Below are 20,910 nucleotides of genomic sequence, written 5' to 3' on the forward strand. Positions count from 1 at the left end.
AATCGGGCCGGGTGTTCTCACCTGGCTTTTTTGTGTAAATTCATGCTGGTTAAATAACCTTTTTGGCAATCAGCATGCCGCTTCTGTTTAGGAGCGGCTTTTTTATTTAAACTTTCAGTACTTTCTGAAAGTTTGGACTATCTTTATTTTATCTTGAAATAATCTTGACAATATAAAGATTTTGATTATCTTTGTTATGTCGTTCGGATTGAGCGACTCCGGGCTGCAACTCGGATTACTACAAAACACTTACAAAATGCGCTACTTTAAGAATGTTGAAAAATTATCATCTGATTTCGGGAAAATATTCTCCTTTGACGAAAAGGACATAGATACAATATACAATATGTACGGATTGTATATGAAGGATGAAGAAAATGAACTGGTGCCCGTTAGAGAAGACGCTTATTGCTATAATAAGAATAGCCAGGAAATTAACGCTTTGTCCGGACATACGTCTACATCTGCATATGGGCAACGGGTTGATTTCTTCTTTGAAGACGGAAGCAAGGCTAATTTGACTGACGGGAGTATAAATGGTGAGGCATATATATACTGGGATGGGCACAACTGGAAAGCTATTATCGTAGTATCTGCTGAATTGGATTGCGTATACGAGGAGGTTACGGGCGAAATGAAAGGCTTTGAAGACGCAGAATACGCGGACCAAACAGACTGGAATAAGGGCGAAAGACACCTGTTAACACACTTCCAGGGCAAAACATATGTAACTTTCGAAACGTCCTGGCAGGGAGCTTTCAACACGATTGAAGAAACAGAATGCGAAACGATCGCGGAATACCTCGACCAGGAAACTGCATATTAAAAATATAAAGCCCCAAGCCTGCAAGCCTGGGGCTATTTTCCCCGCTAACACTTACGAAAAGCGGGAGCGTGAAACTACTAAACTAATACGATATGGCAAATGTTAAGAAAAGTGTACCGAAAAGCATTACTTTCCGAGTTTCCGAAGAGCTGGAAAAGCAGATCAACAACCTATATGACAGCAAAGGAGGGGCGGCTGAAAAAATTGTTCCGGCTTATTTTGAATTAAGGAAATACAGTCTTGGAGAAATTAAAGGATTTTTCACAAAGGAAGAAGTAAACGCACTCACCGATAGCCTAAATGGAATAATACAAGAAGTAGACTTTCAGGCTAACAAAGGTATCGCTATAGCTCATCTGTATGACTTTCAACAATACGAATCTGGCATCTCCCGCCATGGTGCAACCCCCGATATTTTACTCGACAAGGTGAATAAATTAACAGCCAGCCAGGTTTATTTCCTGCAGGAAGAGATCAATATTTTTTGGGGGAAAGGGAAACAGTTTGACTTCTTATACGACACTTTGCTATGAATTATGAATGTCCAAGGTGTGGGTCAACGTACATAAATTCTCCCCCTTCTTTAATTCGAGCAGGAATTGTTCGCTGTTTGGATTGTGGGTTTGGCTTTAATCCAAAAATAAATCGAGAAAAAGAACCAGACGCATGTATAAATATAAGTGGACTAATAACTATTAGGAGATTATTCTTGGAACGAAATGGTATTGATCCTGGGGATAAATTTGAACTAAGAATTAAAGGGGATGATATATATTTTATTAAATCCAATGTAGGATTTGAAGTGAGTGTAAATAAGGCTGGTGGTTTTTGCTTTAGGCGGGATGCATTGCAAATAAATACTCTTCGTCTTTACCTTGGCGGAATAAAGAAGGGGCAATCGGCCTTTTTTAAATTGATAAATACGAAATTAAATGAGTTTAGGATGGAGGAAATTCGCTATGAAACATTGTCTGCAAAATACGGTAACGCTCGCATAAGAAAGGGAACTATCCCGTACTTATCTGTTCTGAAGAATAATTCAATCGGTCTGTCGACGGAAGCTGTAAGGGTATTAGGCATAGAATCACTTAGCGATTATGTTAGTTTTTTTTCCGAAAAGGGCAAGGTGTATATATCAAGAGCGGACGCCAAGTCAGATTTTGCTGTAAGGCTAAATGGCTCATTCATTCCTTCTTCGGCCAGGGTTTTGGGCGCGAATTTAATGAATAAGTTTTTAACCGAATTATATAATCTTTCCGGGCCGTCTAAATTGAAATTAGTCCCCGTAGTAAAGAAGGGTGCGACAAGACAGATATTCGAATTAGTTAATTTAGACAAATAAGTCTTAGGACGGACCGTTATTCAGCTTTTATTTTCCTCTAAATGCTAAAAATATTAGTATTTTGCCGGCAAATACTGTGTTATGCCGGTGGAATTGAGGGAGGCGCGTCCCGGATATTATTTCGCGCTGGGAAAGGAGATTATTGAAATTACGGAGGAAGATTACCCATATCTGCCCGTCATGGTGCAGGATCTTACCCCGATCCCGATTAATGCTATTCGCCTTGGAAATATGGGCTTCGAGCGTATATTTGCCACCGGCGCCTGCCAGCACTCGTTCAACGGCAATGTCGTGTACCTAAAACCAATTAACGCCGGTAGGTGGATAGTTCAGTTCGAAGGTCGAGAAAAGACCCGCTATGTGTCTTATATCCACGAAGTGCAGGATTTTTGGTACGCAGTATTCGGCGAATTACTTAAACGGAGAGGTCCCATACTTCGTCCTGTATATATTCCGTACCCAAACCTAACTCCCCGTTTCCTGTTTCTCTGTAACAAGTTTGTATTTGCGCCGCAGGAGCACCTAACATTAGAATTGGTGGAATGTAATTACGGGAATACAATTCCCTGGATGGGTAAAAACTGGATACTACAACAGCATGCAGGCAATTATTCCGAAAAAGTGCATAACGACGCATCGGCATGGTTAAAAATAGAACTAAAGGGTAAGTGAACAGCCTTGGATCTTTCTTTGTAACTTAGGAATAATCTTAAAACGTGGTTCATGGAAACGTTTGGACAATCTTTTCTGTTTGCAACAGACGAAAGGGTAATTGGTTTACCGGATTTCGTATTACACACCGGTTACCCTGCGGCATTATTCGCTATAGTTACCGCCGAAACCGAAGACCCGACAAGGTTCTTGTCTGGTCGCGTGAGTAAAAAGTACAAGCACGACAATCAGTCTTTTAACGTAGCTTTCATTCCCTTTTCAGATTATGAAGTGGATATAGAAAGCCTTATGGACAAGGCTTTTGTCTGGTATACAGAATATACAGACTGGGAAGAAGCCGAATTAATGCTGGAAACCGGGCATATTAATATCGATGGTCGTGAAATAATGGTGTCACGAAACATGGAGGGGGACATGGAATATACTGCACTTATAGAAGGGCAACGAATTATTTTCTTACCGGACGAAAACGGGAATCTGAAAGGAAGGCACACTTTGTTTCCGAAAGACTTCTTAGACCGTGTGGCGGAAAAAATTGAATCATATTTCCTATAAAACGTTTCTATGTGTTACGACAACTCGCTAAAAGTAAAGCTTCCTGAAATTATTGGAGCAGTACCGTTCCCGCTGGCCGTCCAGCAAGGGCTACAGTTTCAGCCCACCTTTCACAAAATTGGCATGTCTTACCCCGCGTGGCCGGTTGTAGTAGATCACAATGGAGCGAGACTTGAAGAGTTTACCTGGGGGCCAATACCTGCCATGCTCAATTCACCGGAGAAGGTAAAAAAGCAACGACAATATTACTTAAATGCCCGGAGTGAAAAAGTTTTGGAGAAAAACACTATGTGGAGTAAAATTCGCCACCAGCGGTGCCTGATCCCGTCTACCGGATTCTTTGAATACCGCGAAGTAGGTCTGAAAAGCAAAGTTTGCTACACGATAAACCAAGGGGCAAATAAGGTGTTTTTCATAGCGGGCCTGTGGGCGCTTTCGAACTCCTGGGACACAGATAAGTCCGAAAAGATACCCACCTTTACCTTACTTACCCGCGAAGCCAACCCCTTATTAAAACAGATACATAACGCAGGAGAGAACCCCGGCAGGATGCCGTTAATGCTTACCGAAGATATGCTGGCGACTTGGATACGGCCGGACCTGGACGACGCTGGTATAAAAGAAATCCTGGACTTCAGCATGCCTCCGGATAATCTCGAATACTGGCCGGTAAACTCAGTAAGGAAGCGACACGAGGATGACGAGAGTGTGTTGCAAAGGGTTGAAGTAGAGGGATTACCTCCGATAGAAGTATAAATTTTGAAAAGTGTTACAAAAACTTTACAATTGCATCTATACGGCAATGGTATTGAGTTTGGGAATCCAGACGGGGTCACAAAGAAGAGGTTTCAGTGAATGCTGAAGCCTTTTTTTATGCCTGAGTAAGATGGATGGAAATACATTTAACGTTTACCCGTTGACGGTAGTACTTCTATCTCCAAAAAAATATTTCTATTTTTTTTGTTTAATTTAAAACTAATCCTACATTTGCAATCCCGAAACGGGAAAAGGCTTCATAGCTCAACTGAATAGAGCATTTGACTACGAATCAAAAGGTTTCTGGTTTGAATCCAGATGAGGTCACCAAAAGATAAAAAATGCTGCATTTATTGCGGCATTTTTTATCGGAAAATGAAAACGCTGTTAAAAAGTTAACAGATATAAAAACTTGAAAAATAATTTGTTAGGTTGGGGATTATTCCTATCTTTGCAATCCTGAAAGGGAAAAATGGCTTCATAGCTCAACTGAATAGAGCATTTGACTACGAATCAAAAGGTTTCTGGTTTGAATCCAGATGAGGTCACTAAAAAGGACAAACGCGATATATGGCTGTTTGTCCTTTTTTTATGCCCGGCACCCACTGCGGCTATTTTACTCAATAATGGAATATTTGTCCACATCATATTTACTACAACATAACCCCCTCCTGTGAATAGCCGCTATGTAGCGATCAGGCACCTATTTTGAGATGTCATGTTATCAGGAATTAAACCCATACTGAAATGTTACACTACCTGACTATTTTGTTGATTGATGATGACCGCAATAGCCGCAATCAGTTTTTTCTTGCCCTGGATTTATTAAAAGTGAATAAAGCCTGCATATGTTTTGATAACCACATAGACGCGATGTCTTATGCAGCGGAGCAGCAGATCAAACCCGATTACATTTTCCTGAAGACCATTAAGCCCGTCAGTAACGGGAAACAGGGACTGGATGACGTCAAAAACGCCCCATGCATGGAGCATGTACCGGTTATCCTGTACGCCACTTCGTTTGACCCCAACGACCTGGTACAGGTAAAGCACTTAGGCGCTGCCGACTGGTTGGTAAAACAATCGGATCTGCATATATTAAAAAATGCACTCAAATCAATTTTTATCCCCAACCGGACCCTGGCTGCTCATCGTAAGCGGAAAAGAGCCATGGTACACAAGAGCAGCAACGGTCATAGCAATAAGGATAAACAAACCGGTTTACCAGTGTAACAGAAGAAAGAACAATTTTTTTGACAGATAGGATACCCTACTTTACTGCCTTTTTATTACCTTGATCCTCCGTTATTGGAAGACCTCCGGTATCAAATCGCGCATGAAGGAACAAACAGCTAACAAAAAAGCACCACCTGGTATTTTCAGCCTGCTAACACCTTACAGGGGAATGATCATCCTCCTCATTCTCTTTGCCCTGTTGGGCAACGGCCTGAATTTATGGTTACCGAAGATCATCGGTAACGGTATAGACGCATATAACGACGGCAACTTTCTGTATAAGCCTATCATCATAAAATTCTCGGCGGCTGCATTCATCATCTTTATATTTACCTGGCTACAGAACATTATCCAGACCTACGTTTCTGAACTGGTAGCCAGGAACCTCCGCACCAAGATTGCTGATAAAATTTCCCGGCAAAGCTATGCCTGGATTGAAGGAAACAATCCATCGAGATTGTTGACCAATCTTACCGCGGATGTGGATTCCATTAAGCTATTCGTTTCCCAGGCCATTGTTTCTATGGTATCATCGATATTTATTATCATAGGCGCCAGTATATTGCTCCTTATTATTGACTGGAAGCTCGCTTTAGCGGTGATTGCCATTTTGCCTATTATGGGCATTACTTTTTACGTGGTACTGCGGAAGGTGAGGAGCCTCTTTATAAAAAGCCGGGAGATCATGGACTGGCTTAATAAAGTGATTAATGAAAGTATCCTCGGCGCTGCTTTAATCCATGTGATCAACTCCCAGCAGATGGAGTATGACAAATTTCTATCTGCCAATGTGAAGGCCATGAATTTTGGGTTATCGATCCTGAAATTGTTCGCCGGTCTTATTCCTGTTATCACCTTTACGGCCAACATGGCGGGTTTAACCATCCTGGCGTTGGGTGGCCACTACGTGATCAACGGGAGCATGAGCCTGGGCGATTTTGCCGCATTCAGCAGTTATCTGTCGCTGTTGATATTTCCGATCCTGGTCATCGGTTTTATGAGCAACGTTATTGCGCAGGCTACGGCTTCCTATCAGCGTATCAGCACCGTACTGGCAACACCGGATACACCGGTGGCCGGTACCTTGACAAAGACACTGGATGGTAATATTACGCTGGAAGATGTGACGGTTACCTACGGAGAAAAACCGGCATTGAAGCATATTTCATTTGACATAAAAGCAGGATCGAAGATAGCTGTAATAGGTCCCACGGCTGCCGGTAAAACACAGCTGCTTTACCTGCTCACCGGATTGATAAAACCAGGTAGCGGCAGTATAGAGATAGATGGTCATCCGGTAGAATCTTATAACAGTGAGTCGTTCTATAGTCAGGTTGGCTTTGTATTCCAGGATAGTATCATCTTCAATATGAGTATCCGGGAGAATATTGCGTTTAGTGATACCGTTACAGATGAATCACTGGAAAAAGCGATTACCACCGCAGAACTAAAAGAATTTATCGACACCTTACCGGATAAACTAAGCACTATTATTTCGGAGCGGGGCACCAGTCTTTCCGGCGGACAAAAGCAGCGTATCATGCTGGCACGTGCATTGGCCATTAACCCGAGAATATTGCTGCTGGACGATTTCACCGCACGTGTGGATACCAATACAGAAAGAAAGATCCTGGAGAATGTGCAGAAAAACTATCCGGATCTGACATTGATTTCCGTGACACAAAAGATCGCTTCAGTGGAACATTACGATCAGATCATCCTGTTGATGGAAGGAGAGATGATTGGCCGTGGTACACACGATGACCTGATGCGTACCAGCCCTGAGTATATGCAGATCTTTCAGTCGCAACAAAGCACCAGCAATTATGAATTACAATCTTAACAAGTTGTCCGGACATGAGCAGGATGCTGCTGCATACAAAGCACTCGGCAGCTTGCTGAAGCTCATTTCACACGAGAAGAAAAACCTGGCGCTGGCGTTGCTGGCTACCCTCACCAATTCCGCATTGAACCTGCTGGGACCTTTCCTGGTGGCGCATACCATAGATACTTATGTAGTACACAAAGAATATCATGGTGTGCTGGTTTTCTCCTGTATTTTACTAGCCATTTATGTGGTGGCATTCCTGACGAGCTACCTGCAAACCATGTTGATGGGAACAGTGGGGCAGCGGACTCTATTCACTTTACGCAACGCTATTTTTAACAAGTTGCAGCATTTGCCGGTGGCTTTCTTTAATCAGAATAAAGCCGGGGATCTCATTTCGCGCGTTAACAATGATACCGATAAACTGAACCAGTTTTTTTCTCAATCACTGATGCAGTTTGTAGGAAGTATAGTTACCATGACGGGTGCCGGTATCTTCCTGTTGCTGCTCAATTTCAGGTTAGGAGCGGCTACCTTGCTGCCCGCATTACTGATCCTGATCTTTACCCGGTTGTTATCTCCCTGGGTGAAGAAAAAAAATGCGATCAATCTGAAAACAGTAGGTGGTCTGAGTGCCGAGATCCAGGAAAGCCTGAGCAATTTTAAAGTGATCGTTGCTTTCAACCGCCGCGATTATTTCCGGGAACGTTTCGACGGCGCCAATCAAAAAAATTATCGTACAGCCATTGCCGTTGGGTTGGCGAATAACGTCTTTTTACCTTTTTACAGCCTGCTTTCCAGTATCGCCCAACTGATCGTACTGGCGTATGGAGTCTACCTGATCAGCACCAGCAATTTTACGATTGGGTTGCTGATCAGTTATATCGCCTATGCGACCCATTTCTATAGCCCGCTACGACAACTGGCTACGCTGTGGGCAAACTTCCAGACGGCTATGGCAGGCTGGGAGAGGATCTCCGAGATCCTGGCATTGGAAAGTAACCTGGTAATAGTGGAAAGTCCTGTGGCTATTCCTTCATCCGCGCTCCTTGAATTGCGTAACGTACATTTTGCTTACCCGGAAGGGCGGGAGATCCTGCACAATATCAATTTTAAACTGGAAAGAGGTAAAACATATGCGTTGGTAGGCCCTACCGGCGGCGGGAAAACAACCACCGCTTCCCTGATAGCGAGATTGTATGATCCGTCCAAAGGCACGGTGCTGCTAGATGGGAAGGATATACGTGCTTACAGTGATGCAGAACGTACCCGGAAGATCGGGTTTATTTTGCAGGAGCCTTTCTTGTTTACCGGCACTGTGAGGGAAAATATTCTGTATGGAAATGAACTATATGCAGATTATTCCAATGAGCAACTGGAAGAAGTAATAAAGGCTGCCAATCTTGAAAAACTACTGGCTATCTTTGAAGAAGGACTGGAAACAAAAGTGCAGTCTGCCGGAGAAAGTGTGAGCCTTGGACAAAAACAGCTGATTGCCTTTATACGGGCGGTTTTGCGTAAACCGGAACTGCTGATACTGGATGAGGCCACCGCCAATATTGATACGGTTACAGAACAATTGCTGGGAGAGATCCTGGCGCAGTTACCACCCGAAACAACCCGCGTTATTATTGCCCACAGGTTAAATACCATTGAGAATGCGGATGAAATATTTTTTGTGAATGCAGGCGAAGTAACGAATGCGGGCTCCTTTCACCAGGTTGTTGACAGGTTGCAGAACGGTGTAAGGCTCAGCTGATGATCGGTCCGTGAAATGGACATAACGAACAAAAAAACAGATAACGTACATGGTTAAACGAAGCCGGACGGACTATGATGCGGTGGTAGTTGGTGCAGGCCCAAACGGGCTGGCGGCTGCTATTACGTTACGACAGGCAGGTTTAACGGTGTTGCTCATAGAAGGCAAAGATACTATTGGCGGCGGTATGCGCACAGCTGCGCTTACCTTGCCCGGTTTTCATCATGATGTATGCGCAGCCATTCACCCGATGGCTACTTTATCACCTTTCTTCAAATCTTTGCAGCTGGCGGAATATGGGCTGTCGCTGATCTATCCGCCCATTGCAGCGGCGCACCCTTTTGACAATGGCCAGGCGGCGGTATTGAAGCATGACCTTACGGAAACGGCTACACGGCTTGGTGCAGATGCAGCCGCCTATCAGCGGCTGATCGCCCCCGTTGTGCGCGACTGGTCTTCCCTGGCTGATGACCTGTTGGCCCCGTTTCATATTCCGAAGCAGCCAATTCCCATGATAAAGTTTGGTTTAAAAGGATTGCTGTCTGCAGAGCGGATCGCCCAACGTTTTAAAACAACGGAAGCCAGGGCTTTATGGGCCGGTATGGCCGCCCATTCGATGCTGCCGTTATCTTACCTGTCTAGTGCTGCGATAGGGCTTGTATTGAGCGCCGCTGCACATGTGAAAGGATGGCCGGTGGTAAAAGGTGGTTCACAACAGCTGGCAGATGCTATGGCGGCCTACTTTACGGCTATAGGCGGTGAAATCCGCACAGGCTTCCAGGTGCAGTCAACAAACCAGTTGCCCGCCGCACATGCAGTACTATTTGATGTATCCCCCAAACAGTTATTACAGATTGCCGGAAGCCATTTTTCTCCCTTCTATGAAAAGCAACTGGAAGGATACCGGTACGGCCCCGGCGTATTTAAAATGGACTGGGCGCTGGATGGACCTATTCCCTTTACAGCAGCGCAATGCAGACAAGCCGGTACCGTGCATATCGGTAATACTTATGAAGAAATTGCCGCATCAGAACAAATGTGCTGGCAAGGCAAAGTGAGTGAAAAACCTTTTGTACTGCTGGCGCAACAGAGTTTGTTTGATGAAACACGTGCGCCCGCAGGTATGCATACTGCCTGGGCCTATTGCCATGTACCTAATGGCTCAACAGTGGACATGTCGGCCATTATTGAGAACCAGGTAGAACGCTTTGCGCCTGGGTTTAAAAAACGTATTATCGGCAAACATGCCATGAATGCGGCGCAAATGCAGGCATACAATCCCAATTATATTGGCGGGGATATCAATGGCGGCGCTATCGATATCCGCCAGCTTTTTACCAGGCCTGCGCTTCGCTGGTCGCCATACCGTACCAGTGCAAAAGGTTTCTATATCTGTTCGGCTTCCACGCCGCCGGGAGGCGGGGTACACGGTATGTGCGGCTATCATGCTGCACGTCAGGCCCTCAAAGATCTTTTTTAAATTGGAATTTATACGATGCTCATCTTTCAAAAAATATTACGCAGTATTCATTCCCAGCATCTGGCTGGAAAGATCTTATAGTGTGAGGTCATCCCTTGTTAGTGCATGGAAAAGATTTTGCAGCTGGTGTACATGTACGATAGGCCGGCCGTAGGAAACCAACCCCGCCGGGGTGTCTGTTACCGGCTGGAAGATGCCTTCTTCAAACCTGATATGGACGCTGTTAAGCCGGTTATATTTTAAGGAATAAACATTTTCATCTTCCCCATCTTCTTTTATTCCTTTGATAAAATCAAATTTCATGAGCTGGTAGAGGTCCAGCACTACCGGGTTAGCCTTTGCACAGGATATTTTACTGCGTGGTAAACCGGTGTTGTAAATAAAACCATCCAGGATGCCTTCTACCACAAAAACTGATTCTTCCATATTATAATCGAAATAGGAGACATAATTACCAATTCTGATATCTGATTCCTGTATCATGTTAATGGATAGCTAAACAAATCAGTACGATGGTTATCAATGCAGGAAGTGCCTGTACGAAAAATATGCGTTTGCCTGCTGTCAATGCCCCATAGATACCGGCTATGGCTACGCATGCGAGGAAAAACGTGGCTACATGCATGGACCATACCGGGTCGGGAATGAGCAATGACCAGCATAATCCTGCTGCCAGAAAACCATTATATAATCCCTGGTTGGCTGCGAGGGCTTTGGTAGGGGGAAATAATTCCCTGGGGAGACTTTTGAAGATCTTAGGGCCCCTGGTGGTCCAGGCAAACATTTCAAACCACAGGATATACAGGTGCTCCAGCATCACAAAGCCGATCAGCACTTTTATGAGTAATAGCATAAACGCAGTTTTAATGGTTTATACTAAATATACTAAAAATAAGAAACCCGGCATTGCCGGGTTTCTGCTAAATATCTTCTGTTGTATTATTCTTCTTCTTACCACGGTTTGTACCGCCTTTCCTGCCTATAGCAGCCATATGTTCACGGTTACGGCTCACTGCCTCACCGCCTTTTTTACCGGCTGCACGCGCTTCTTCTGATGTAAACTTATGGGCAACACCTTGCTGGTGTGCTGCTTTCCCACCTTCCCGTGATATGGCACGTTGCTGTTCTGGGTCCATTGATGCAAATCCCCTTTTACTGTGTTTGGATTTGTCTGGCGAGATGGTTTCCTGATTGTTAGCACTAGGTGCCAGTTGTTGATACCTCATGTGTTCCATAATCCTGGATTTTAATAGTGTAGTGAACAATATATTTATAATTGCGAACAAGATGCATGCCACCGGCCAATCGCTTTGCTATAAAGGATATTCAATTGAAACCGGGTGATCTGTTAGGGCAATTCGTTCCACAATGCATAGAATTTTTAACACACTTTAAAGTAATCCTCCACATATATCACTGTTATACCCTTTTATGATGACTGGCTTGTATTTTGTTCATTTTCTTGTATTACGCTTTTTATAACCCTTTAAATCTTCCATTATGGCAAAGTATTCTCAAAAAGCCCAGGAAAAAGTGGAAAAATCCATGCACGAAATGCACGAGGGCAAACTAAAAAGTGGCAGAAGCGGTAAAAAAGTAACGAATCCCAAACAAGCTATTGCTATTGGTTTGTCTGAAGCCCGCGAAGCAGGTGCGAAAGTGCCTAAAAAAGCTGCTGCTAAAAAAACAACGGCTAAAAAGGTTACCGCTAAAAAGGCCACTGCCAAAAAATCTACCACAAAGAAATCCACCGCTAAAAAAGCTACTGCAAAGAAAAAAACAGCTACCCGCCGTACGAAAGCATCGGCATAACGCAACCTTGTTTTTATCTTTTCCGTACACTATTCAAGGCCGGTTATCAAAGGGAGCCGGTCTTTTTTATATGGCATACCCCTTGTTGGATTTTTAATATGGAAAAGCACAACGTAACAGTCATGATAAAAGGTAAAGCATATGGATTGAACATCAGTATCAATCGCACTGCTGCTGAAACGGTGTACCAGGTTATTCCGGATGTAAGTCCGTATATGCTTCAGGATTACCAACCTGAAACCAGTACATTTATCATTGATCACACAGACACGATAGAAGGCAGGTTACGCACGGTAGAAAGTGAACAGATTGCCCGTATCATATGGCTGGAAATCCTTGATAAAATGAAATGAAAAGACTACCTTATAAAGTCGCTTTTGCAATAAATAATATGGTTCAATATGGTTATAGCTGGCAGGAATAAATAAGACTGGAAGAACGAAAATAAGCTTTTTTGATAAAAAAACAATCTACCATTGTACTTTTGCAAGAAAGTACGCTGAAAAGCTATGATGGTAACTGACAAAACCTATAAGAATGCAAACCGCAGGGAGCGGATCATTTTCCTGGTAAAACTGCTGGTATACGCTGGTATCGTGTTTTTTAACCTGGAACATCCCCCTTTCTACAATAAATTCGGCTGGCTGTTTAAAATCACCAATGCGTTGTCTTTTTTCCTCGGTGCCAACCTGATTATATCCATTGCCTGGCTGGTAATATTGTCTTGGTATACCCGCCGCCATCGTACAAAGCCTATTGAAAAGGACAATTTTGTGCTGGGGATCAACCGGATAACTTCTGTCCTCAATACCATCTTTTTTCTGCTGGCCATCCCCATTTTTTTCGGGAAAGACCTCTTGCAGCTAGTTACCAGTATCACCATCGTTGCGGCGGCCATCGCCTTACTTACCAAGGATTATATTGCCAATATGATCAATGGACTGATCATTATGTTCTCCGATCAGTTGTCACTGGGTGACCAGGTACGGATAGGGGAATACAAAGGCAGGGTTATGGATATCACTCTGATCAACGTTGTATTACAGAATGAAGACGATGACCTGGTGATTGTGCCCAACTCGGTTATCTTTACGGCTATTGTGCTGAACCAGTCGAAACAGAATATCAAAAAGATGACCATCGAGTTTGAGCTGGATCACAAGCGTTCCTTTACCCTGGAAGTGCTGGAAGAGCGGTTGCGCCATTCGATAGCAGCGTTCGAATCCAGTTATACCCCGGATAGTTTTTCCCTGAAAATTATAGAAATCAAGAAGGATTTTGTACAGTTTAAAATCCAGCTGCTGTTACCGCATGCGGATAAAACTACGGAACGCAGCATCAAACGCGCCCTCAATACAGAGATCATCGCGCTGGCGGAAGGGGTGGAGTAGTTATTTTCTTAATACACTCATGCCATTTACAGGATGTTCCTGTAGTACTACCGTATAGCCGCGGGCGTTAGCATCGTGTTCTTCAGATAACGGTAATGTAAAGTAAAAGCTGCTGCCATTACCAGGGGTGCTGTGGAACCAGATCCGGCCATTATTACGTTCTACAAAATCTTTGGAGAGATGTAAACCTAATCCACAACCTTTTTCGTTACGCGTACCGGTGGTAGAGTAGTAGATGTTGGAGAAAATGCGGTGTTGGTCTTCCGGTGGAATACCGGTACCATTATCCCTGACAGTGATCTCTATCATTTCTTTATCCTGCCGGGCTGCGATCACAATTTCGCCGCTGCCGGGTGTAAATTTAATGGCATTATTGATCAGGTTACGGAGCACCAGCCTTATCATGTCGGGGTCGGCATATACGCCAATGGTGTTATTCAGCTCATGAGCAAGTTTCACCTCTTTCTGGCGTGCCAGGGTCTGAAGCAACTCAAATTCCTGGTTGAGCAGGAGGGTAAGATCAAAATCATCCGCTTTAACACTGATCCCTTTCATCTGATTGCTGGCCCATTGCAGCATATTATCCATCATGTAGGCGGTATTTTTTACATCTCTCCATAATTCATCCGAATAAAAACGGAATTGGGCGGCATCAATCTTTTCATCCCGCAATAAAAAGAGCAATCCTTCCAGGATAGCCAGGGGAGAGCGCAGATCGTGCGATATCACGGAGAAGACTTTATCTTTTACCTGGTTGAGGTTTTCCAGGGTAGCATTTTGTTCCAGGATAATATGATTCTGTAACGATACTTCCTGGTTCTTGCTGTTGAGTTGTGCATAGAGTTCCTGTTGCTGTTTATACAGGCGGTATACGATGGCGGTGATCAGCAACAGCGCGAGGAACAGGGAAGCGCCGGACCATACCAGTACCCGTTGTTGCTGAATGGTAGCCAGGTGTAGCTGTTGCTCCTTTTTGAGCATTACATTCTCCTGTTGCTTTTTTTCAGACTCATATTTCATCTGTGACTTGGTGATCTGCCTGCTTTTTTCTACGTTGAAAAAATCCATGTTACGCCCGCTGTATTCCTGGTAGTTCAGTAACGCAGCAGCATAGTCATGCCGGGAAGAATCCAGCTTATAGCGGATCTTGTAATAGATCATCTCATTTTTTACATTGCCCAGCTTCGCATTGATCTCTTTTGCGGCACTTAAATTTCTTTCTGCATTCTTCATATCTCCCAGCAGCGTCTGTATTTCTGCGAGATTAAGACTTGCTTTGGTGAGTCCGGGTAAATTACCTGCTGCTTTATAATAGGCGGCAGACAACTGGTGGTAACGGAGGGCTTCTTCGTAATGATGCTGCAACATGGCAACGATGCCCATGTTTTCATAAGTATAGGCCAGTCCTTGCTGGTCATTCAGTTCAAGTTTTATTTTCTCTGCTTTATGGAGATAGTGAAGGGCTGAATCCGGCAGTTGGAGAGATATGTAGGCAGATCCGATATTGTTCAGGGTTTTACCCGTTTCTGCGAGCTGATGTAGTTGTTGTTTTATCCGTAATGATTTCCGGAGGTAGATCAGCGCATCTCTCGGACTATTCTGCTCTGTAAAGATATTACCGATATCATTGTTAAGGATGCCGAGGGTAGCCAGGTCGCCCATTGTTTCCGCCAACTCCAGTGCGGAGACGGTGAGCTGCATTTGTTTATCAAGGTTACCTTTGGTATTCTCCACCAGTGCGAGGTTGCGGGTAGCCCATATTTTTCCTTTGGTATAGTGGAGGCTGTCGCTCAGTGATAATGCTTCCCGGGCATATTGCTGTGACACGGTGGCATCACGCGTAAAATAGAGTCTTGAAGCCTGATTTAACAGATTTATCCGCACCGTATCTTTCTTTACGTGAGCAGCAAGTGTTTGCAGCAAGCTGTCGGCCCGCTGTTGTTGCGCCATGGCCACAGGCGATAGCAGCAATAGGTAGAGCGTCATAAAAACATATCTCTTCAAAGGTATGGCCGGCTGCATAGTGGTAAATTGTTGGCGGTGACATTGTAGAGCGTTTAGGGGGCGGTCTACTTTAATATTGCATAAAAATATAGATTATGTGTGACGATTCAAAAGATCGGCAGAGAAAAAGTGGTCTGAGGCGTGTGATTTTTGTGTTAGGACCAGCTAAATTCAAATACCGTTGTATCTTTCCGAAAATTTTTCACTTTTATGACCGTTAAAAGAAGTGCTGCGCTAGGCTTTATTTTCATCACCCTCCTGATAGATGTCATTGGTTTCGGCATTATTATACCGGTAATGCCCAAACTGATAGAACAACTTACAGGGGAAGGCTTGAGTGGTGCTTCCCGGTATGCAGGCTGGCTTACATTTGCTTATGCCATTACCCAGTTTATCTTGTCGCCGGTAGTGGGCGCTTTAAGTGACCGCTATGGCAGAAGACCGGTATTGCTGTGTTCTCTGATGGGCTTTTGCCTGGACTATATCTTCCTGGCAATTGCGCCTAATATCGCCCTGTTGTTTGTGGGAAGGATTATAGCGGGTATCACCGGCGCCAGCATGAGTACTGCTACCGCTTACATTGCTGATATCAGCACCCCTGAAAAACGCTCGCAGAATTTTGGTATGATTGGCGTGGCCTTTGGGCTGGGCTTCATTATAGGACCCGGACTGGGTGGCGTGTTGAGCCACTGGGGACCGCGTGCCCCTTTTATCGCGGCTGCCGCACTGAGTTTCCTGAATTTCCTTTATGGCTTCTTCGTACTGCCGGAATCGTTATTGCCGGAAAACCGCCGTTCTTTCGATATAAGACGCGCAAATCCGGTGGGTTCACTCACGCACCTGCGCAGGTACCCGGTAATAGCAGGACTGGTGATCTCTCTTATCCTGGTGTATGTGGCGGGTTATGCGGTGCAATCCACCTGGAACTTTTATACCATGGAAAAATTTAGCTGGAATGAAAGCTGGGTAGGCTATTCCCTGATGTTTGTGGGGCTGTTGGTCGCCATAGTACAGGGTGGGCTGATCCGTATCATTATCCCGAAGATCGGGCAAAAAAAATCCGTGATCCTTGGTTTGCTCTTTTATACGGTGGGTTATATACTCTTTGCCTTTGCCACTGAAGGTTGGATGATGTTTCTTTTCCTGGTGCCTTATTGCCTGGGAGGTATCTGTGGTCCTGCATTACAGGGTATCATGAGCAACCAGGTACCGGCCAATGAACAGGGAGAATTACAGGGGGCACTCACAAGTCTGATCAGTTTAACCATGGTGGTAGGTCCCTTGTTAATGACTAATATGTTTACCTGGTTTACCCAGGCGGGTGCCATCGTTTATTTTCCGGGCGCTCCTTTTATTGCCGGTAGTGTACTGTTATTTGCCGGTATGATCTTAGCCGCTATTTCTTTGTCAGGATTTAAATTTGCGAAAGCCAATAAATAAAATCATTTTAATCATGAAACCTGTTATTACGATTGAATATTGTCCGAAATGTGGCTGGCTGCTGCGTGCAGCCTACATGGCGCAGGAACTGCTCACTACTTTTACTGACGACCTGGGCGGTGTAACCTTGCGTCCCAGCGAGGTTGGCGGTAGCTATATCATTTATCTCAACGGAGAAAAAATATTTGACCGAAAAGAAGCTGGTCATTTTCCGGAGATCAAAATACTGAAACAACTGGTCCGCGATGTGGTAAATCCGGAGAAAAGCCTGGGGCATTCTGACAGGGTATAAACCAGCCTGGCACCGGGTTGATTTTCCGCTTTTACACTTACATTTGCAGCCTATGTGTAAGATAGTCAGGATCACAGCGGCCTTTATTTTATTAACGGCCGGTGCAAAAGCTCAACAGGATAGCGTTTCAAAGGCTGGTGTGTCGCCACAAGACACACACGATAGTATTGCAGTAGCGGACGCCTCACCCGAAGGTATATATGATAGTTTACCCTTACGCAGGCGCAGTTTTTTTCCATTGCCTGTACTGGGATATTCCCAGGAGAAAGGATTGGAGATAGGGGCAGCGATGCTGTATTCCTTTTATACGGATAACAGGTACCCTGACCCCACTACGCGCAACTCTACGCTTAACCTGATCCCATCCCTGACCACTGAAAATCAATTCAAGGTAGACCTGAAAGCCAATATATGGACCAGTGGTAACACCTGGCATTATAAGGGTAATCTGCGCTATCATAATTATCCTATTTACTTTTTTGGAATCGGTGATGCCACCCACCACAGTGACCGTTCGTTGTTAAGCAATATCCGGTATAAAGTACAGCTGGAGGGCGAACGGCGCATCTCCGGACACTTTTATGCCGGCGCTTCCATTCTTTATCAGAACGATGCCTACAGCAGTAGTGACAACAAAGGCATTTACAATACGATGTCCCTTACAGACAAGGAAGGCGGACATGTAACTTTCCTGGGCCTTACCGGCATTTTTGATAACCGCGATAACCAGAACTATACCCGCCGTGGCTGGTGGCTGAAGCTGAATGCAGCGTATGCACCTGCTTTCATCAGCTCGCATCCGCTGTTTAAACTGGAAGCGCAGGGCGCACATTTTATTTCCTTGTCGCCTAAAAGCACACTGGGTTTCAATGGTATCCTGAACAGCCTGCAAGGCAATCAACTGCCGTTTTATCTCCTTCCTGAAATGGGGAATGATCTTATCATGCGGGGGTATTACAGTGGCCGGTACCGCGATCAGAACTACCTCGCGGCACAAACAGAATACCGCTACTTTATTGATCCGAAAATACGGGTTCATATATGGTTCCTGGATGTGAAGCCCAAGTTTGCCCTGGCAGCGTTTGCAGGGACCGGTACGGTATTCAGTAACCACGATTTCCGCTTCGCTGGCTTTAAGCCGGGATATGGCGCCGGTATCCGTTATTTCTATGATGAAGGCGCCCGGCTTACTATTCGTATAGACTATGCCGTAGGGGAGAAACGTAGTGGTGAATCACGGCAGAAAGGGCTTTATTTGTCACTCGCGGAAGCGTTTTAGGGCATGGGTTTTGGTGCTTGCCATATGGCAATAATTGGGTAACTTCCTATAGATTGTTACCCGTTTTGTTTACCGCTCACCAAAACCATTGCATATGAAAAAACCTTTCCTGCTTTCTGCAGCTATGCTTGCATTGGCAATTTCAGGAAGCCTCCAGGCCCAGGACCATTCTTCATCAGCTCCACATTCAAAATTTTATCTCAAAATCGGCGGTGGCTATTTTTTTAGCGTGTCACCGGGACAGTTCCCCAATGTTGGCCCATACCCGCCGCAGGACCTGCACACGGAGTATAACCCTACCAACGCTAACCCGCTGGATACACTGAGCAGAAAAGTACTCACCGGCTCTTATGGAGAAGGAGTAAGGGGTGGTTTGTCTGTTGGTTACAACATCAATAAGTACATGGCGGTAGAAGGAACATTCAACTACTTCCACAGCAAAAAAAACCTGATGACCCGCAACCTCACCACAATAGTTGGTTCCGGAAAAGAATTGGGCGGTGTGGAATCCCATGGCTATGTAAATGCAATTGACTTTGCGCCCAGCCTGGTGCTCAGCCCGGGTATGGAAAAAGTAAATCCTTACGTTCGCTTTGGGGTGGTAGTACCATTATGGGGACGGCTGTATATTGAAACAGACGCCTATCAATTGTCTGCACCACCGCCATCCATCCCGGTACCCGGCGCTATGATACAAACAACCATTCACCGGAAGGAAGAGATCAAACCCAATCCTACTATCGGTTTCCAGGGAGCGTTGGGTGTCTCTTTCAATGTGTCACCCCGCTTTGATATTTTTGTAGAAGCAGAATACCGCAATGTACCGGTAAAGAGCAAAGAGAAGGAAATCACCACGTATGAGGAAGCGCATACACTTGTGAATGGTACCACCGGTGACAAGATTCAGGACTTGCCGGGCCGCTCTCTTGGTGATCTCAGCGTAGCAGAAAAGAATACGATATACGTTACTACACTGGATAAGAATTCGAACACGGAAATTAATGAGAGTGGCACTAAAACATTTTATAAAAACGATAATGAGGCTTCCAATGATCTCAAGTCATACATTAATATTGGTGGACTTGGACTGAATGCAGGGTTGAAATTCAGGCTATAATAATATTTAGGGATTTTTTGATTTACGAATTTAGGGATTTGAAATGCAGCGGAGACCTACGTGGTTATCTTTGCTGCATTTCAAATCCCTAAATTCGTAAATCAAAAAATCCCTAAATTAATATTTACTGGCTTCATTCAGTAATTCGACTGCTGCTGCATCGAGTTGCAGGCTCACACCATGGGTTAGTTCATGCAACTGTGCCTTGCTGGTAGCACTGGCAATAGGCGCCGCTATTGCAGGACGTGTAAGCAGCCATGCCAGGGAAATACCTGCCGGCGTGCTGTTGTATTGTGCGGCTACTTTATCAAGCGCCGCCAGGATACGCAATCCTCTTTCATTGAGATAGCTCAGTGCTTTTTGTCCGCGTGCGCTGCTTTTGGTGGCATCAGCTGCTGTGCGGTATTTGCCGCTGAGGAAACCACTGGCGAGTGCATAAAAGTTGATCACGCCGAGTTGGTGTTGCTCACAGATAGCTGCATACTCCTTTTCATAACGCTCCCGGTCGTACAGGTTATATTCAGGTTGAAAAGTTTCGTAACGCGGGTAGCCATTTTTTTCGCTGGCATTTAAACTTTCCAGCAGCCGGGCTGCTTTCATATTGGAAGCGCCGATAGCCCTTATCTTACCGGCTTTTACCAATATGGCATAAGCTTCCAGCGTTTCTTCCACCGGTGTGGCTTCGTTGTCGTAATGTGTTTGATACAGATCGATATAATCCGTTTGCAGGCGTTTAAGCGAATCTTCCACGGCTTTTAAAATATAGGCTTTGGTGATATTCTTTCCATCGCCCAAACCCATGTCACCACCACCTTTCGTGGCTACTATCACCTGGTTGCGGTTGCCGCGTTGTTTCATCCATTTACCGATGATCGTTTCCGATTCACCTCCTTTATTGCCGGTAACCCAGCGGGAGTAAACATCTGCAGTATCTACCAGGTTGAACCCTGTAGCCAGGAATTCATCGAGGAGGGTAAAAGAGGCCGGTTCATCTGCTGACCAGCCGAATACATTGCCGCCAAAGGCGAGTGGGGCTACTTCCAGCCCTGATCTTCCCAGTTTTCTTTTTTCCATAATCGTTTTTTTAATGATTCTTCTGTCAATTATTATCCCACATCGAA

The 20,910-nt window shown here is 44.8% G+C and carries 22 protein-coding genes and 2 tRNA genes; 19 read left to right on the forward strand and 5 right to left on the reverse strand.

Annotated features, from left to right (window positions below):
* Nucleotides 1–196: 196 nt before the first annotated feature.
* The 12 genes from ABQ275_RS09505 (at nucleotide 197) to ABQ275_RS09560 (ending at nucleotide 10,454) form a co-directional block, all read left to right on the forward strand.
* Nucleotides 197–826, forward strand: coding sequence for a hypothetical protein (locus ABQ275_RS09505; protein WP_349318056.1), 630 nt, complete (start codon nucleotides 197–199; stop codon nucleotides 824–826).
* 92 nt (nucleotides 827–918) lie between these two features.
* The gene (locus ABQ275_RS09510) at nucleotides 919–1,359 is read left to right on the forward strand and encodes a hypothetical protein (protein WP_349318057.1); all 441 of its coding nucleotides are present in this window, start codon (nucleotides 919–921) and stop codon (nucleotides 1,357–1,359) included.
* Nucleotides 1,356–2,168, forward strand: a complete 813-nt coding sequence (locus ABQ275_RS09515) for a hypothetical protein (RefSeq protein WP_349318058.1) — start codon at nucleotides 1,356–1,358, stop codon at nucleotides 2,166–2,168. Before ABQ275_RS09510 ends, ABQ275_RS09515 begins: the two co-directional genes overlap by 4 nt.
* An 81-nt stretch (nucleotides 2,169–2,249) precedes the next feature.
* A complete protein-coding gene (locus ABQ275_RS09520; protein ID WP_349318059.1) occupies nucleotides 2,250–2,840 on the forward strand; it encodes a hypothetical protein in 591 nt (196 codons plus the stop codon).
* A 51-nt stretch (nucleotides 2,841–2,891) separates the two neighbouring features.
* Entirely contained in the window at nucleotides 2,892–3,395 is a 504-nt protein-coding gene (locus tag ABQ275_RS09525; RefSeq protein WP_349318060.1) for a hypothetical protein, read from the forward strand.
* Nucleotides 3,396–3,518: 123 nt separating this feature from the next.
* Nucleotides 3,519–4,151, forward strand: a complete 633-nt coding sequence (locus tag ABQ275_RS09530; RefSeq protein ID WP_349318061.1) for an SOS response-associated peptidase family protein — start codon at nucleotides 3,519–3,521, stop codon at nucleotides 4,149–4,151.
* Nucleotides 4,152–4,404: 253 nt separating this feature from the next.
* A tRNA-Arg gene (locus tag ABQ275_RS09535) sits at nucleotides 4,405–4,481 on the forward strand.
* Nucleotides 4,482–4,625: 144 nt separating this feature from the next.
* Nucleotides 4,626–4,699 (forward strand) — tRNA-Arg (locus ABQ275_RS09540).
* A gap of 199 nt (nucleotides 4,700–4,898) precedes the next feature.
* Nucleotides 4,899–5,384 (forward strand): response regulator, encoded by a 486-nt coding sequence (locus tag ABQ275_RS09545; RefSeq protein ID WP_349318062.1) that lies wholly within the window; start codon nucleotides 4,899–4,901, stop codon nucleotides 5,382–5,384.
* A 103-nt stretch (nucleotides 5,385–5,487) separates the two neighbouring features.
* Entirely contained in the window at nucleotides 5,488–7,230 is a 1,743-nt protein-coding gene (locus ABQ275_RS09550) for an ABC transporter ATP-binding protein (protein WP_349318063.1), read from the forward strand.
* Nucleotides 7,214–8,974, forward strand: a complete 1,761-nt coding sequence (locus ABQ275_RS09555; RefSeq protein ID WP_349318064.1) for an ABC transporter ATP-binding protein — start codon at nucleotides 7,214–7,216, stop codon at nucleotides 8,972–8,974. The genes ABQ275_RS09550 and ABQ275_RS09555 overlap by 17 nt, the downstream gene beginning before the upstream one ends.
* A gap of 49 nt (nucleotides 8,975–9,023) precedes the next feature.
* Nucleotides 9,024–10,454: an NAD(P)/FAD-dependent oxidoreductase gene (locus ABQ275_RS09560; protein ID WP_349318065.1), complete on the forward strand. Its 1,431-nt coding sequence runs from the start codon at nucleotides 9,024–9,026 to the stop codon at nucleotides 10,452–10,454.
* Nucleotides 10,455–10,529: 75 nt separating this feature from the next.
* On the opposite strand, the gene ABQ275_RS09565 is transcribed toward ABQ275_RS09560, so the two are convergent.
* From ABQ275_RS09565 to ABQ275_RS09575, 3 genes are all read right to left on the reverse strand, one after another.
* Nucleotides 10,530–10,937, reverse strand: coding sequence for a hypothetical protein (locus ABQ275_RS09565; RefSeq protein WP_349318066.1), 408 nt, complete (start codon nucleotides 10,935–10,937; stop codon nucleotides 10,530–10,532).
* Between the two features lies 1 nt (nucleotide 10,938).
* Nucleotides 10,939–11,307: a DUF1304 domain-containing protein gene (locus tag ABQ275_RS09570; RefSeq protein WP_349318067.1), complete on the reverse strand. Its 369-nt coding sequence runs from the start codon at nucleotides 11,305–11,307 to the stop codon at nucleotides 10,939–10,941.
* Between the two features lie 67 nt (nucleotides 11,308–11,374).
* Entirely contained in the window at nucleotides 11,375–11,689 is a 315-nt protein-coding gene (locus ABQ275_RS09575) for a KGG domain-containing protein (RefSeq protein WP_349318068.1), read from the reverse strand.
* Nucleotides 11,690–11,954: 265 nt separating this feature from the next.
* Here ABQ275_RS09575 and ABQ275_RS09580 point away from each other — a divergent pair, with 265 nt between their 5' ends.
* The 3 genes from ABQ275_RS09580 to ABQ275_RS09590 all read left to right on the forward strand — a co-directional run bounded on the left by ABQ275_RS09580 (nucleotide 11,955) and on the right by ABQ275_RS09590 (nucleotide 13,657).
* Nucleotides 11,955–12,266 (forward strand): DUF6496 domain-containing protein, encoded by a 312-nt coding sequence (locus ABQ275_RS09580; protein WP_349318069.1) that lies wholly within the window; start codon nucleotides 11,955–11,957, stop codon nucleotides 12,264–12,266.
* Nucleotides 12,267–12,364: 98 nt separating this feature from the next.
* The gene (locus ABQ275_RS09585) at nucleotides 12,365–12,619 is read left to right on the forward strand and encodes a hypothetical protein (protein ID WP_349318070.1); all 255 of its coding nucleotides are present in this window, start codon (nucleotides 12,365–12,367) and stop codon (nucleotides 12,617–12,619) included.
* Between the two features lie 156 nt (nucleotides 12,620–12,775).
* On the forward strand, nucleotides 12,776–13,657 hold the full coding sequence (locus ABQ275_RS09590; RefSeq protein WP_349318071.1) for a mechanosensitive ion channel domain-containing protein: 882 nt from the start codon (nucleotides 12,776–12,778) through the stop codon (nucleotides 13,655–13,657).
* Here ABQ275_RS09590 and ABQ275_RS09595 read toward each other — a convergent pair whose 3' ends face one another.
* Nucleotides 13,658–15,643, reverse strand: coding sequence for a tetratricopeptide repeat-containing sensor histidine kinase (locus tag ABQ275_RS09595; RefSeq protein WP_349318072.1), 1,986 nt, complete (start codon nucleotides 15,641–15,643; stop codon nucleotides 13,658–13,660).
* Nucleotides 15,644–15,871: 228 nt separating this feature from the next.
* Between ABQ275_RS09595 and ABQ275_RS09600 the strand changes: the two genes are divergently transcribed.
* The 4 genes from ABQ275_RS09600 (at nucleotide 15,872) to ABQ275_RS09615 (ending at nucleotide 19,789) form a co-directional block, all read left to right on the forward strand.
* Nucleotides 15,872–17,101 carry a TCR/Tet family MFS transporter gene (locus ABQ275_RS09600; protein ID WP_349318073.1) on the forward strand — a complete coding sequence of 410 codons (1,230 nt, stop codon included), beginning with the start codon at nucleotides 15,872–15,874 and terminating at the stop codon, nucleotides 17,099–17,101.
* 4 nt (nucleotides 17,102–17,105) lie between these two features.
* Nucleotides 17,106–17,393 carry a SelT/SelW/SelH family protein gene (locus ABQ275_RS09605; RefSeq protein WP_349318793.1) on the forward strand — a complete coding sequence of 96 codons (288 nt, stop codon included), beginning with the start codon at nucleotides 17,106–17,108 and terminating at the stop codon, nucleotides 17,391–17,393.
* A gap of 52 nt (nucleotides 17,394–17,445) precedes the next feature.
* Entirely contained in the window at nucleotides 17,446–18,672 is a 1,227-nt protein-coding gene (locus ABQ275_RS09610; RefSeq protein ID WP_349318074.1) for a hypothetical protein, read from the forward strand.
* A 94-nt stretch (nucleotides 18,673–18,766) separates the two neighbouring features.
* Nucleotides 18,767–19,789 carry an outer membrane beta-barrel protein gene (locus ABQ275_RS09615; RefSeq protein ID WP_349318075.1) on the forward strand — a complete coding sequence of 341 codons (1,023 nt, stop codon included), beginning with the start codon at nucleotides 18,767–18,769 and terminating at the stop codon, nucleotides 19,787–19,789.
* A 117-nt stretch (nucleotides 19,790–19,906) separates the two neighbouring features.
* On the opposite strand, the gene ABQ275_RS09620 is transcribed toward ABQ275_RS09615, so the two are convergent.
* On the reverse strand, nucleotides 19,907–20,863 hold the full coding sequence (locus ABQ275_RS09620; RefSeq protein ID WP_349318076.1) for an aldo/keto reductase: 957 nt from the start codon (nucleotides 20,861–20,863) through the stop codon (nucleotides 19,907–19,909).
* Nucleotides 20,864–20,910 lie beyond the last annotated feature (47 nt).

Origin of the sequence: Chitinophaga sp. MM2321, from assembly GCF_964033635.1 — a bacterium.
GTDB lineage: Bacteria > Bacteroidota > Bacteroidia > Chitinophagales > Chitinophagaceae > Chitinophaga.

Excerpts from the sequence above, each read along its gene's own strand:
- ABQ275_RS09505 (WP_349318056.1), top strand. The coding sequence starts at position 197 with ATGTCGTTCGGATTGAGCGACTCCGGGCTGCAACTCGGATTACTACAA.
- ABQ275_RS09510 (WP_349318057.1), top strand. The coding sequence starts at position 919 with ATGGCAAATGTTAAGAAAAGTGTACCGAAAAGCATTACTTTCCGAGTT.
- ABQ275_RS09515 (WP_349318058.1), top strand. The coding sequence starts at position 1,356 with ATGAATTATGAATGTCCAAGGTGTGGGTCAACGTACATAAATTCTCCC.
- ABQ275_RS09520 (WP_349318059.1), top strand. The coding sequence starts at position 2,250 with ATGCCGGTGGAATTGAGGGAGGCGCGTCCCGGATATTATTTCGCGCTG.
- ABQ275_RS09525 (WP_349318060.1), top strand. The coding sequence starts at position 2,892 with ATGGAAACGTTTGGACAATCTTTTCTGTTTGCAACAGACGAAAGGGTA.
- ABQ275_RS09530 (WP_349318061.1), top strand. The coding sequence starts at position 3,519 with ATGTCTTACCCCGCGTGGCCGGTTGTAGTAGATCACAATGGAGCGAGA.
- ABQ275_RS09545 (WP_349318062.1), top strand. The coding sequence starts at position 4,899 with ATGTTACACTACCTGACTATTTTGTTGATTGATGATGACCGCAATAGC.
- ABQ275_RS09550 (WP_349318063.1), top strand. The coding sequence starts at position 5,488 with ATGAAGGAACAAACAGCTAACAAAAAAGCACCACCTGGTATTTTCAGC.
- ABQ275_RS09555 (WP_349318064.1), top strand. The coding sequence starts at position 7,214 with ATGAATTACAATCTTAACAAGTTGTCCGGACATGAGCAGGATGCTGCT.
- ABQ275_RS09560 (WP_349318065.1), top strand. The coding sequence starts at position 9,024 with ATGGTTAAACGAAGCCGGACGGACTATGATGCGGTGGTAGTTGGTGCA.
- ABQ275_RS09565 (WP_349318066.1), bottom strand. The coding sequence starts at position 10,937 with ATGATACAGGAATCAGATATCAGAATTGGTAATTATGTCTCCTATTTC.
- ABQ275_RS09570 (WP_349318067.1), bottom strand. The coding sequence starts at position 11,307 with ATGCTATTACTCATAAAAGTGCTGATCGGCTTTGTGATGCTGGAGCAC.
- ABQ275_RS09575 (WP_349318068.1), bottom strand. The coding sequence starts at position 11,689 with ATGGAACACATGAGGTATCAACAACTGGCACCTAGTGCTAACAATCAG.
- ABQ275_RS09580 (WP_349318069.1), top strand. The coding sequence starts at position 11,955 with ATGGCAAAGTATTCTCAAAAAGCCCAGGAAAAAGTGGAAAAATCCATG.
- ABQ275_RS09585 (WP_349318070.1), top strand. The coding sequence starts at position 12,365 with ATGGAAAAGCACAACGTAACAGTCATGATAAAAGGTAAAGCATATGGA.
- ABQ275_RS09590 (WP_349318071.1), top strand. The coding sequence starts at position 12,776 with ATGATGGTAACTGACAAAACCTATAAGAATGCAAACCGCAGGGAGCGG.
- ABQ275_RS09595 (WP_349318072.1), bottom strand. The coding sequence starts at position 15,643 with ATGACGCTCTACCTATTGCTGCTATCGCCTGTGGCCATGGCGCAACAA.
- ABQ275_RS09600 (WP_349318073.1), top strand. The coding sequence starts at position 15,872 with ATGACCGTTAAAAGAAGTGCTGCGCTAGGCTTTATTTTCATCACCCTC.
- ABQ275_RS09610 (WP_349318074.1), top strand. The coding sequence starts at position 17,446 with ATGTGTAAGATAGTCAGGATCACAGCGGCCTTTATTTTATTAACGGCC.
- ABQ275_RS09615 (WP_349318075.1), top strand. The coding sequence starts at position 18,767 with ATGAAAAAACCTTTCCTGCTTTCTGCAGCTATGCTTGCATTGGCAATT.
- ABQ275_RS09620 (WP_349318076.1), bottom strand. The coding sequence starts at position 20,863 with ATGGAAAAAAGAAAACTGGGAAGATCAGGGCTGGAAGTAGCCCCACTC.